Origin of the sequence: Bartonella sp. AP19HLJMH (assembly GCF_042196245.1) — a bacterium.
GTDB lineage: Bacteria > Pseudomonadota > Alphaproteobacteria > Rhizobiales > Rhizobiaceae > Bartonella.
In genome coordinates, this window is sequence record NZ_JBHIPX010000009.1 from 1 (window position 1) to 12,572 (window position 12,572).

Annotated in this window: 10 protein-coding genes and 4 pseudogenes; 7 read left to right on the top strand and 7 right to left on the bottom strand. The window is 36.1% G+C overall.

Features of this window, described 5'->3' with window-relative positions:
• Positions 1 to 111 precede the first annotated feature (111 nt).
• Positions 112 to 576: a hypothetical protein gene (locus ACFINR_RS05530; protein WP_375653041.1), complete on the bottom strand. Its 465-nt coding sequence runs from the start codon at positions 574 to 576 to the stop codon at positions 112 to 114.
• Between the two features lie 489 nt (positions 577 to 1,065).
• On the opposite strand from ACFINR_RS05530, the pseudogene ACFINR_RS05535 reads away from it, so the two are divergent.
• A pseudogene (locus ACFINR_RS05535) lies at positions 1,066 to 1,343 on the top strand (hypothetical protein).
• A gap of 46 nt (positions 1,344 to 1,389) precedes the next feature.
• Here the strand turns inward: ACFINR_RS05535 and ACFINR_RS05540 are convergent.
• Complete coding sequence (locus ACFINR_RS05540; protein ID WP_006589073.1) at positions 1,390 to 1,710, bottom strand: addiction module antidote protein; 321 nt, start codon at positions 1,708 to 1,710, stop codon at positions 1,390 to 1,392.
• Positions 1,697 to 1,999: a type II toxin-antitoxin system RelE/ParE family toxin gene (locus tag ACFINR_RS05545; protein WP_006589072.1), complete on the bottom strand. Its 303-nt coding sequence runs from the start codon at positions 1,997 to 1,999 to the stop codon at positions 1,697 to 1,699. The genes ACFINR_RS05540 and ACFINR_RS05545 overlap by 14 nt, the downstream gene beginning before the upstream one ends.
• Before the next feature lie 159 nt (positions 2,000 to 2,158).
• On the opposite strand from ACFINR_RS05545, the pseudogene ACFINR_RS05550 reads away from it, so the two are divergent.
• The 4 genes and pseudogenes from ACFINR_RS05550 (at position 2,159) to ACFINR_RS05565 (ending at position 3,400) form a co-directional block, all read left to right on the top strand.
• Positions 2,159 to 2,825: pseudogene (locus ACFINR_RS05550) on the top strand (lysozyme).
• Positions 2,822 to 3,049 (top strand): hypothetical protein, encoded by a 228-nt coding sequence (locus ACFINR_RS05555; RefSeq protein ID WP_375653045.1) that lies wholly within the window; start codon positions 2,822 to 2,824, stop codon positions 3,047 to 3,049. The pseudogene ACFINR_RS05550 and the gene ACFINR_RS05555 overlap by 4 nt, the downstream one beginning before the upstream one ends.
• Positions 2,982 to 3,188 carry a hypothetical protein gene (locus tag ACFINR_RS05560; protein ID WP_375653049.1) on the top strand — a complete coding sequence of 69 codons (207 nt, stop codon included), beginning with the start codon at positions 2,982 to 2,984 and terminating at the stop codon, positions 3,186 to 3,188. The genes ACFINR_RS05555 and ACFINR_RS05560 overlap by 68 nt, the downstream gene beginning before the upstream one ends.
• Positions 3,181 to 3,400: pseudogene (locus ACFINR_RS05565) on the top strand (hypothetical protein). The gene ACFINR_RS05560 and the pseudogene ACFINR_RS05565 overlap by 8 nt, the downstream one beginning before the upstream one ends.
• 166 nt (positions 3,401 to 3,566) lie before the next feature.
• Here the strand turns inward: ACFINR_RS05565 and ACFINR_RS05570 are convergent.
• From ACFINR_RS05570 to ACFINR_RS05585, 4 genes and pseudogenes are all read right to left on the bottom strand, one after another.
• Positions 3,567 to 4,676 (bottom strand): annotated as a pseudogene (locus tag ACFINR_RS05570) (tyrosine-type recombinase/integrase).
• 533 nt (positions 4,677 to 5,209) lie between these two features.
• Positions 5,210 to 6,136 carry an outer membrane protein gene (locus ACFINR_RS05575; RefSeq protein ID WP_375613489.1) on the bottom strand — a complete coding sequence of 309 codons (927 nt, stop codon included), beginning with the start codon at positions 6,134 to 6,136 and terminating at the stop codon, positions 5,210 to 5,212.
• Positions 6,137 to 6,697: 561 nt separating this feature from the next.
• Positions 6,698 to 6,970 carry a hypothetical protein gene (locus ACFINR_RS05580; RefSeq protein WP_375612155.1) on the bottom strand — a complete coding sequence of 91 codons (273 nt, stop codon included), beginning with the start codon at positions 6,968 to 6,970 and terminating at the stop codon, positions 6,698 to 6,700.
• Positions 6,964 to 9,339 carry a mechanosensitive ion channel domain-containing protein gene (locus ACFINR_RS05585; protein ID WP_375653053.1) on the bottom strand — a complete coding sequence of 792 codons (2,376 nt, stop codon included), beginning with the start codon at positions 9,337 to 9,339 and terminating at the stop codon, positions 6,964 to 6,966. Before ACFINR_RS05585 ends, ACFINR_RS05580 begins: the two co-directional genes overlap by 7 nt.
• Positions 9,340 to 9,519: 180 nt before the next feature.
• On the opposite strand from ACFINR_RS05585, the gene ACFINR_RS05590 reads away from it, so the two are divergent.
• Together ACFINR_RS05590 and secD are read left to right on the top strand one after the other, a co-directional pair.
• On the top strand, positions 9,520 to 9,897 hold the full coding sequence (locus tag ACFINR_RS05590; protein WP_375613487.1) for a hypothetical protein: 378 nt from the start codon (positions 9,520 to 9,522) through the stop codon (positions 9,895 to 9,897).
• Between the two features lie 91 nt (positions 9,898 to 9,988).
• The gene (secD, locus tag ACFINR_RS05595; protein ID WP_375632359.1) at positions 9,989 to 12,502 is read left to right on the top strand and encodes a protein translocase subunit SecD; all 2,514 of its coding nucleotides are present in this window, start codon (positions 9,989 to 9,991) and stop codon (positions 12,500 to 12,502) included.
• The last annotated feature ends 70 nt before the right edge of the window (positions 12,503 to 12,572 follow it).

The following is a 12,572-nucleotide window of genomic DNA, read 5'->3' on the forward strand; positions in this document are numbered from 1 at the left end:
ATTGTTTGATAAGCTCTAATCCTTCTTTCGATATCTTTCTCATCTGACGCTCCATAAAAAAAGCCCCACAAAAGTGGGGCTGGATAAAATGATGTTCTAATCAATCTCGCGTTAATTATAATAAAGTGGCTCGCTACATCCACGGGCGCCTATTTTTTCATCTTCTACATAACGAGAATGCGCAAAATTCCGTACAAGATGATCATTGTTAGAGCCACCAGTCCAATCGCCTCCTCCCAATATAACATTTATGTCTACACGTAAACTGCTTCCTTGTTCCCCTGTATGCCATTTAGTCACTGGATAACAACCAGACAAATATTGCCAAACATAACCGCAACCATCCTCACAACCGATATGCGAAATCATCCGTCTATTGTTTGTATCAACGTGTCCTCCAGACGTCTTAGGAGAAGGCGCTTGATTGCCTACAATACTGGTTGCTTGATTACTTCCATACATGCATGGCGAAAACTCATCACTCGTCAAAAATCTCTTATTAACAGACCAAAAATCAAAGGCATGATTCGCATAGCTACGAGTTGAAAATACCCGTAATTTGGCTTTAGGAGGCAAGCACATTTCATTCGTGAGAATAAGCAAGCCTAGTGAAGAGCAACATAACAGTAGCAATTCAAAGGCGGCTTAAAACGACAAAATAGTGAAAAGTACTGATCATTTTATGATTGTATATGCATTTAAATCGACAAAAAGGCACCGTATAAAGCAATTTGAACTTTTTTGACAGGGGAAAAATCCACTTTAGAAATACAAAACACTTTATACAGTCAAATTTGAGACAATTAGATCTATAGGTAAAATTAAGGTTTTAAACATGCGAATTTTACAACACCTGTTCTTAACAAAACCTAAACAACCCATGCAAAAAAATGGGTTGTAACAGTTGATTATATTCCTTACTGAGGACAAAATCAAAAAAGGTTTCATGGACTGTCCTGCTATCACCATTCAAAGACCAGATGGTACAGAAAGAGTGCTCCCTTCAACAAAAATTACATCCAGAGGATTGGCATGTTTGAGAGAGCAAATCTTTGGGGGTGTGCAATGAATAGCAGTGTCGACTTCTTATGCAATTTGTGGATAGCGTTGGCTCAATTTTCCAATCATCAAAGTGTTGGAGATGAGGATTTAACACGCTGGTGCAGGTCATGGGCGTGGTGGAAAAAGCTTTGATTTTAGAACTTCAAGATGAAGTGCCCAATTTTACAAAGATTCTGGCAGTTCTTACAGATTTCGGAGCTTCAGAGTTTCCCATGGCTATGAATCCTTTTTTGAAAGCTTCCGAACCAGATTTAGAAAGCCCCATTAAAAAGGTTGCTTAACTTAAAAACAGAACTCCCCTCCCCGTTATCAACAATGGGGAGGTAGTCAAGATGCTTCTTCTAAAGCTGCTTGTTCCTTACAATTATTTTGGATAGGTGTTAAGCTAATCTGCAAATTTAAAGCACTCAAAACACTAAGAAAAGTAGAAAGTCGTGGATCACCTTTATCGCTTAAAGAACGATAAAGAGACTCGCGATTTAGTCCTGTCTCTTGAGAAACAGTTGTCATTCCTTGTTTACGCGCAATAATACCTAATACATGTGCAATATAGCCACTATTTTTGGTTTCTAAAGCATCATCTAATAAGATCTTAAAGTCTTCAGGCGTATTAAAATATTCACTTACATCAAATTTAGTAATTTCCATGTTTCATTTCCTTTACTAATTGAAGGGCTTTTTCGATATCTTTTTGTTGTGTGGATTTATCACCAGCATTTAATAACAAAATGATTTGTTTCCCTTGTTTTACAAAATAAATCCTATAGCCTGGTCCATAATTTATTTTTAGTTCACCAATGCCACGGAAATATTTCACGTCTCCTAGAAGCCCATATTCAAGGCGGAAAATACGTGCAGCAATTTTCTTTTGCACTTGTTTGTCTTTTAACGAGTCTAACCACTCTGTAAAATAGTGTGTTTTTTTAACAATAAACATCTGTAGTTTATATGCTACAGAATAAATAATGTCAAATACATTCTTTTGTTCCAATGAACAAGCTACATAGGTTTTAACAAGCCATCCTTTCACATGGGAAAAATATCAATTTTTTAATCCAGCTCTGCTTTTTGCGGAGCTTTTTTTATGGAGAAGCATATGCGAAAAATATCATCAGAAGGACTTGCACTTATTAAACAATGGGAAGGTTTGCGTTTAAACGCCTATAAAGATGCCATTGGGGTATGGACAATAGGTTATGGACATACAAACAGTGCTGGAAAGCCTTTTATTTACGAAGGCATGACAATCACTGAAAAGCAAGCAGAAGAACTTCTTTGCCAAGACTTAAGACAATTTGAAAATGTCGTTGAACGCGCTGTTACAGTTTCATTAACGGATGAACAATTCGCGGCGTTAGTCTCCTTTTGCTATAATGTAGGAACAGGAGCCTTTTGTAACTCGACACTGTTAAAAAAGATCAATCAAGGTGAATATGAAGCTGTCCCTGCCGAGCTACAGAAATGGACCAAAGCAGGCCGGTAAGCGTCTTGAAGGTCTCGCACACCGGCGTGTGCCGGCAGAAACAGGCTTATGGGCGAAAGGGGCTTTTGTTTCCTCCAATTATCAAACAGTAGAAACGCAAGCACCAACGGGGGTTTTCAAAGCCGAAGCCCTTGCACCGATTATTGGTTCTTTTTCTGGGCTTGGAGGCTTATTAGCAGGAAATGGACCAATCCAATGGGCTTTGGCCACCATTATGGTTTTAGCCGCATGTGCTGGTATTTTCTTTGTTGCTAAACGCTTTCAGGAGCATCGTCTATGATCTTATGGATGAAAAGAAATCTGATGGTGACAGGCGCGGCTTTAGCCGCTTTTTTTATGATTTTAGCAAGAGCTTTTAATCTTGGGAAAAAAGCAGAGCAACAAAAGCAAACAGAAAAAGCTTTAAAAGCAGCCACAACCCGTCTTGAGGTAGAAAATGAAATTAATCAAAAAAGTGATGCTGATGTGCGTGCTGCTCTCTCTCGTTGGTTGCACGACAAATAAATATGCTTCTTCTTGTGTTGGCTGGTTGCCAATTTATTTAGACAAGAAAGATCTGAACGCCATCAGTTCCAATTTAGCAAGAGAGATCTTAAAGCACAATAATCTAGGTGAACGCTTGTGTGGGTGGAAACATAGCTAGAAAAAAATCCAAAAAACACACAGAGCTTACAGAAGCAGAAAAAGAAATCCTTCAAGAAATCATCATCACCTACAAAAGCGTAAAAATGATGTCTCGTTTGATGAAGTGGATAGCATTCATCCTCTTTTTGCTTATCCTTGATTTTGCACACCTTATGGATGCGATAGACAATATCTTTGCACATTATAAAACAGTGGCTAACCAAAAACTGAAAGCTTTACCCCCTCCCCGCTTTTAAAGCGAGGAAAGAGAGATTATATCGTAATCTATCCGCTAATCGCTTAAATGTTTCTTAGACACCTGACGCGACAATAGACATAACAATTATCAAGCCTCTCCAGATATAAAAGACGCCCATTGTTCTAAGAGGACACGGCGCTATTCTAAAAAATCCGTCCGCATGTAAGCCTTTGTCACTGAATTCCCAACTGAATACGCAAGAACAGATTCTGCAATTTCAAATGGTGTTGACGTTGTCTCTGCTATCCAGTCCCGCAGAATCGATCTGAAACCATGAAGTCTATAATCAAAACCTTTGTCTTTCATGAATTTAGGAAGTGCTACATCAGATATAGGCTTTCCAAAACTCTCAACAAATAAAAAACCATTTTTTTGCTTTTTCAATAACAGCAAGCGCTTCAGCTGTAAGCGGCACATGAAAATCAGAAACCTTTCCAACAATTATCTTCATATTTTCTTTTGGGATAATCCATATTGATCCATAAATCTCTAAATATGCCTGATTGGTATAAAAAAAACCGTCAAAATAAGAAGTTTTAAAGCTAGATGTGATACAAGCTCATCATTTTAAGATTGAAAAAACTTAGGCATTTCTTTCCATGGCATAGCTGGAATATTTGGGGTATTTTGAATAAACTTTTCTAATAAAGCTTTTGCTTTTAATTTCATATCCACATCTATACTAAGTGCCACCGCATGTTTTATAGCTATATTCAAGCGGGATAAAGCTTTACTTGCTGTTTCGTTTTTTGTCTTCCAAATGGGAGAAATGCATCCTTTTATATCAATTTGCGTCAGTTCAATGATTGGCGTATCACCAAGTTTAGGAAAAACATGTAACTCAAGAGGTGTTAACCAGTTTGCTGCTTTTACTTCATTTTTCAATTCGTTTTTTTTCGCTTCAAAAGTACTAGAGGCAATTTCTCGTAAAGAAATACCCCCTGCCCGACGCAAATTTTCTTTTTGTTTTCGGCGAATCGGGTCAATTCTTTGATCTAAAAGATCACGACAAGCTAAAGCTTTGAACAGTGCTTCTTTTAAAGATACATTGCGACAAGAGCCTAATCCCATTTCTCGTCGTCTTTTATTGAGGTCAAACCTAAAAACCCATCATCCTTGATCTGGTGTAGTTTTGATAAGCCATAAACCAGCTCTGTCAGCATATTTTCCTTTAGATAGATTTTTTACAGATAAGATAGACAGTCTATCACGTTCTTCGAACCACCTTTTAAAAACCACCTTTTGAATTGCACTTGGAGCACTTTCATCTGGTACCAAGATTATATATAAAAGGCAATTTAATAAATAAAATAAAATAAAAACAATTAGTTATTAAACAGAAAAAAGATAAACTGTGCTATCAGGTGATATTGTAGAGAGTTCTAAGGGAAGAAAAAATTGTTGCACAAACGTACACGCCGTCCGCACCACTCTATGTAAATTTTCTTTATTTTCTCATTACTTAGATAGTAAAAACTCTCTTTAAGTTTACTGTTTGCAACTCTATAACGGTATTATAAAGTGATAACTGTAATAATATGAAAGACGAAGCAATCCTTCTTTGCCAACAAATGTTTCAACCACACCTCGTGAACTAAAAATTTTTTATTCTTAACAATTAAGAATCTGAGTAACTCTTCCTTACCTCCTCATTCTCACTCAAAGTCAAAGCCCCCTTTTTTTTCACCATAAAATAGTGTTTACAATGCATAAAATTAAAAAATAAAGGCCCTATCAAAGAAATAGGACCTCTTAAATTTAAGCTCCTTTATCCTACAAAATTAGAATTTGTAAGCTATTCCTGCGCGAAAATCATTCGTCTTATACTTAACTTCAATCTCGTCTTTAAATTTCCTTTTACCAAAATCTGAGTAACGATATTCCGCACGCACAACAAGATGGTCTGTCATTGCAAAATCAACACCACCACCGAGAGTATAACCAATCATCGTTTTTGTTACATCCGATGTCCTATTAAATGGCTCACCTCCCGTAATTACTGTCGACAAAATATCCTGAAACTGTCCATAAGCAACACCACCAGCAATATAAGGCATCACACGCCCTGCAGAAAACCCAACACGCACCCGTGTAGCACCTGTCCATTTTTGTTTTAACGTATGATTAAAAGTTAAACTGTCTTTCTCTTCTTTATCCTCTGCAGAAGAGCGAGAAAAGCCTCTGCCCTGTCTCCTGACAATTTTTGCCTTTTTTCGACTTTTTTCTTCTGTATCTAATTCCTCAGTATCACTACCCGATCCTTCAGTGCCCAATCCTTCAGTTCCACCAGCACTCGATTCATCTGCATGAAATCTTGTTTTTGTATCCTTTTTTTCCGTTAAAATGATATCCGTATCAATCCCCATAATAAAATTATTACCGAGATCAAAATTAACACCCGCATAAAAACCACCTATAAACCCAGAAAGATCGGGCATATGCTGTTTCTCGACAGGTATCCATGGTTTACTTTTACTACCCTCATCAGGATAGAGAGGAATATTAACATCAGGCGCTGTTGCAGAAATCTTACTTGAAAAGCCACCAACTTGCCCCCCGAAATAAACACCTCCCCAAGAAAAAGGTGAAGAAGCAACAACTTCTGAGGCAACATGTACTGGCTCTTCGTGAGCCACCACATCTGCAGCCTGTACTATAGAAGGTGAAATCAAAGAAAAAACAGATGCTGTTATAAATTTTGTATTCATAAAATTATACCCCATTGCTAAATTTAAATATAATCAAAAATCACATTTAGAAAAACAAAGTTTTATAAAATCTTATGCTGCAAAATCGCATGTACTCCTTTATAGTTACATTTAAATCTATTACTATATTAATATATCATTACATCAAAATTTAATATTATCAAATAAATTTTAAAATATTATAATAATGATTACTTCAAATAATAAATATTTAATAAAAATACATATTATCTTGTCAAAAGGAGGAAATATAAAACATTTTGTATTAAAATTACCGCAAAAAAATCACAAAATAGTATATTTTATGCCTTTTTTTATGAAAAAATTCTAAAAATGATGTAATTATTTTTAGAAAATCGATGTTCATTAACAATACTATAAATACCTCAATATTCTTACATCCAAAATGCATACTGTAGATTCTACATAGTATAAAAAAACATCCATTTTATACTAAAATCATACCTTTTTTTTACCATTTTCTAAAGGATGAGATTATTAATTACACACAATATCATTATCCTTCTAAATCTTGTCCCCAAACAAAAATTCTCAATCATTTTATTTAAAAATTGCTCTTCCCCTACTGATTTCTATATTATCATCTGCCTTTATTGCAAAACGGTCTTTATTAGGAAAAGTTATAAAACATCCCTTCATACAAATTGTAATTGTTTGATGAGTATTTAAAGAAATTTTTGAAGGTATACTTCCTTCAACAACAATAAGAGATTGTATCTTTAAATCAGTATTCTTCACTGTTGCAGCAAAAGCTGTTATGGTAAAAATACTTAATAGAATAACTGTAATCAAAATATAAGTATATTTCAGCATTCTAAGATTCCTTCCTCAGCAAAACGCTTATATAGGCTAAATCGAAGAGCATTGGTTACATGAGAAGATGAGGTAATATTAGGCACATAAATAGCCAAATTAAAGGAAAAACTCTTACGATCAAATGCTGTAAAACTCACCTGTGGGATAGGATTTTTTAAAACGCCTTCTGTCGCAGAAGCAATCTCTAACAAAATTTCAGCAACATGCTCTGGAGCAACCTTAGATGATACAGTAACTGGTATATCAATTCGTCCTACTTTATTACGTCGTGTCCAATTACTAACGTTGTTATTAATAAGGCTTGAATTGGGAATAATAATCGTCTTACGCTGAATTGTCTCAAGTTCCGTTGCACGCACACTAATACGCTTAACAACCCCCCCTACTGATCCAGATTCTATATAGTCCCCTATTTTAAATGGTCTTCCAACTAAAATAATAAGTCCAGAGACAAAGTTTTGGACAATATTCTGTAAACCAAAACCTATACCAAGTGAAAGTCCTCCAGCAATAAGAGCGAAATTTCTAAGATCCAAACCTGCCATTGATAATCCGGTCAAAGCAGATACAACAACGCCTCCATAACTTATCACTGTTTTGATAGAATTACGTATACCAGAATCGAACTCTCCATGAACCAACACCACATTATCTAACCAACCAATAAATCGGCGAATAAGAAACCAGCAAACACAAAAAGAAATAATTCCTGTTACAAGAGAAATCAAAGAAAGACTAATATTTCCAATCTGAAAACCGGTCACCGATTGCCACAAAACTGCTTTTAAATCAGAATAGGAAAATCCAAACTGGACAGCAATTGGCATTGCACAAAATATAACAACAAATAAATTGAGAAAAACGCTCACAAAAACTCCCAATTGATTCATCGTTTTTTCTTCTAAATGAAACCTCTGCATCAAAAGATGACCAACCGTTGTTTTCATAAATTGGTCTTTAGTTCCAAGTGCTTGAGCGCTTTGTATTCCTAAATACATGAGAACTAAAAATGCTCCATCAATCATAATTTGCTGCGTAATAAAACGCGCAAGTCCAACGTAACCTAAAAAATTCAATACAAAGAGCAGTAACCCCAAGCCAATAAGAGGAATGCGTATATAAAATGGCCAAAAGTATGGCTCTTTTTTTTCTTCTTGAACACGCCTACGTCTAAACCGCAAAGGTACAAATGATATTATAAATAGCAATATCGCTACAAGAAAAACAGCAATAAAACTTTTAGCAATTGTTAAAGATAGAGGCGCTGAAATGATTTGATAAATACTATCAAGAACAGCGTCAAATGCCAAAATCCCCCCTAAAGACGTGAGTAAAATCACTAATTGATAAGCAGACGATGGTGCAATACTGAGAAGACGCACATGGGGCCTATTCGATGATAGAAGAACAACAGCTAATCGATTGATTAAAAATAATAAAATAATTTGACAACCTATCATATCAAAAACTGTTGTAAGCTTACCTGGATCTAAGTTAAAACTACGAAACAAAAACAACACAAGATAAACGCAAAGAATACATACAAGTGAAGGTAAGAGAACTGAAATAAAGGCGATCAATAAGCGTTGTAAATAAGATATTTCCTCATTAGACTTCGTAAAGTGGCAATACACATGAACAAGAACTTTTTGAGAAAAATAGGAAAGTCCCAAAGTAATAAAAAGTGGAATTAAAAAGCAAAGAAATAGTTGTAAAAACTTGAAGTAAAATATAAAATTCCACCAAGAATTTAACAACACAAGAAAATCTGATGAAGCCTCTTTTGTTTTTTGGGCGAGATGTTTAACCATCGGAATCGAAAACTCAAGCCTATACGTAAGCGTGCGTTTAAAAAGCTCCCGAGATTGAGAAATAGAAAGTTCAGCTATTCTATTTGCCGCTAAGAAAATTGCTTCAAAACGAAGCATGATACTGTTAATTTTAGCTTTTTGCTCTATCAAGTAGGAATATTCCTTCACTGAGCTTTTCAGTTTTTTCACGTCACGATGGAGCTCCATTAATTGATCAAGAAGTGTATTAATCTCATTAAGAGTAGGACGCAAAACAAATGCTGCCTCAATAGCACGTTCACTGATATCTTGTGCACGTAACCGTAATTCTTCTAAAGCACGCTCATCTTCTGGCTTTCTGTCAAAATCTCTTTTTAAAGTTTCAGTATTTTCTTCAAGAGTCTCAATAATCAACTGTTGTTGCTGAATAATTTCATCAACTGAATAAGAAGCTATCGTTTGTTCGACAATTGTATTTTGTGCCCCCCTATTACCCCATGCACCAGAATTAAATACAAAGATAATCCCCAAAAGAAGGAAAAGTATGTGGATGTTTTTTCTACAAAATGAATACATATCTACCTTATGAGCACAAAAGGGATTTTATTTTTCTCTTTTAAATATGGTATAAAGTAGATATTTTCAACTTTTATAGAATAACCTTATAAAAGCTTTCCCTTATCCTATAATACTGGTAATAAGATAAAAGAATGATAAATAAGCTGAACTCAATAAGATTAAAGAAGGCACTCTAGCATGTTTTTTTTGCACCTTTATTGCAAAAAAGAAGATTTTCTTCCTTTGACAACTTGGATTTTTCTATCCAGTTTAGGTGTATTCTTGACGAGCAACCTAGAAACACGTGCTTATTTAATCAAACAATCACACACCAATAATGTCATTAAAACGAATAGATTTGATTTACATCATAAGTGTGATCAGGTGAATGTTACCACAACTGAAAACAAAAAACTTGTAACACTCCATACAGAATCTATTTTTATGAGGACCTTTCAAAAAATCCTAACATTGGATTTCTTTTTAATAAAGATTCCAGCTGTTGACACACGATTTCGTAACGTTAAAACACAATATTTCTCAAATAAACGCGCTCCTCCCAATGAACATACTTAATTCTCTTCCTTGAATATAAAAACGATCATCTTATTTTACTTGTGCTTTTAACTTTGAATAACTGTTAGATTGCCTATTTACGGAATATATCATGCGTACACCTGGTTGGTTAACTACCCTTTATTGTTTTATTCTTTTAAGCAGCATTTATGTTGCCTTACCCAATTTATTTTCACACGAACAAGTTAAAAACTCGAAATTCTTACCCGACACCCGTGTAGCACTTGGTCTTGACCTTCAAGGAGGCTCTTCTCTCCTGCTCGAGGTTGATAGCAAAACGTTAAAACGCGATCAGTTACATATAGTTTTAAGCAATGTGCGCAATGTATTGCGTGAAAAACAAATCCGCACCTCAAGTGTGCGTATCGTTGAAGATAGCGTTATTGCCCTTATTTCTGACCCATCGCAAACTGAAAAAGCACTCTTTGCTTTGAAAACATTAATAACCCCCATACACAGTAGCTTTGGCACAACAGAACATAACATCACGATCAGTGCTCAAAATGAAACTCTCCGCGTCACATTAACAGAAGCTGGTATAAAAGACCGTGTCAGCAATGCTATCGAACAAAGCTTAGAAATCATCCGTCGTCGTATAGATCAAGTTGGTGTTTCAGAACCAGCCATCCAAAAGGTCGGAAATGATCGTATTATGGTCCAATTGCCTGGACTACAAGATCCAAAACAACTGCGTGATCTTTTAGGAACAACCGCTAAGATGAGTTTTCATCTTGTTCCTTCTAATGTGGACCCCAATAATCCCCCTATAGGTGTTTCTATTCTCCCTGGATACACTGATGCAACACAACATTATGCAATTTATGATCAAATTGCTTTAGATGGAAATGTCCTGAAAGATGCCCGTGCAGGTTTTGACCCCCAAATACCAGGACGTTCCATTATTTCATTTACGCTAGATTCCGCTGGCGCAAAAATATTTGCTGATATAACACGACAAAATATTAACCGTCCTTTTGCCATTGTTCTGGATAATAAAGTTTTAACCGCTCCGACCATCAATAGTGTCATTCCCAATGGACAAGGTCAAATTACAGGAAACTTTGACCCCAAAGAAGCCTCAACTCTGGCTGCTCTGCTTCGTGCTGGTTCCCTCCCCGCACCACTCACGGTCATTGAAGAGAGAACCGTAGGTCCAAATCTTGGTGCTGATGCTATCCAAATGGGACTTTACACCGGCATAATTGGCTTTATTCTTGTTGCAATTTTTATTTTTCTTCTCTATCGTATTTGGGGATTAATTGCCAATATAGCACTAGCTCTGCACACAATTTTAACATTTGCTGCACTGAGTCTTTTGGGAGCTACGCTTACGCTGCCTGGTATTGCTGGTATTATTTTAGGCATCGGTATTGCCGTTGATGCTAATATCCTTATCAATGAACGTATCCGTGAAGAAAGTCGAAAAGGTGTGGGTGCTTTTGCAGCCCTAGATCGTGGATTTAAACACGCTTTTGCAACCATTGTTGATGCAAATGTTACAGCAATTATAGCGACCGTCTTACTATTTTGGTTCGGGACCGGTCCCGTTCGTGGTTTTGCCGTAACAATGTTGCTTGGTATTATCATCTCCATGTTTACAAATATCACCATTGTACGCATCATCATGATTTGGATCGTTCGTAAATGGAAGATTAAAAAATTGCATATTCACTCTGCTTTCAACATCATGCCACAAAACACAACTTTCCACTTCATGAAAGCACGTTTCATTGGTATTGGCGTCTCAATTGTTTTATCAATGGCTTCAGTTTTTCTCTTTTTTAAGCCTGGATTGAATTTTGGTATTGATTTCATTGGCGGAAGCCAAATGAGTATTACCACGAAAGGACCAGCAGATCTAGCAACTCTGCGTTCCAAGCTTTCTACTCTTAATATTGGTGAAGTTACCTTGCAAAATATTGATAACGAAAATACCGTATTAATTCGCATGCAGAAACAAAGCGGTGGCGAAGCACAACAAACCACCGCCATTGATAAGGTCAAAACAGCTGTACAAAATATCTATCCCGATACCACATTCGATCAAATAGAAGTTGTTGGTCCCAAAATTTCAGGTGAGCTTGCCACAGCTGCTTTTACTGCTGTTATTCTTGCGGCTATTGCCATGTCTCTCTATATATGGTTACGCTTCGAGTGGTTCTTTGCCATTGGAGCAATTATCACTCTCATTTTAGACACCACAAAAATGATTGGCTTTTTTGCTTTATTTCAATTTGATTTTAATTTAACGGCTATCGCCGCACTCTTAACAATTGTTGGATATTCTATAAATGATAAAGTTGTCGTCTATGATAGGATGCGCGAAAATATGCGTCTTTATAAAAAAATGCCGTTGCGCGAGCTGATTGATCTGTCAATTAATCAGGTTCTTGTACGTTGTTTTTTTACATCAGCCACAACAATTCTTGCGATGCTCCCCATGGCGATATGGGGTGGAAGTGCTGTTCATAATTTTGCATTACCCATGGTCTTTGGGATTATTATTGCAACATCATCCTCTATCTTTATTGCTGCTCCTATTTTACTCCTGCTAGGAAATTGGTGGCGTGAGCGAAATAATCGTGCAAATATCAAAGTGAAATAAAAATGCCCTTTAATGCGTATGGTACATCTCGCCTCTCTTCTCATAGAAATATAGTCGTTTTCATTCATTC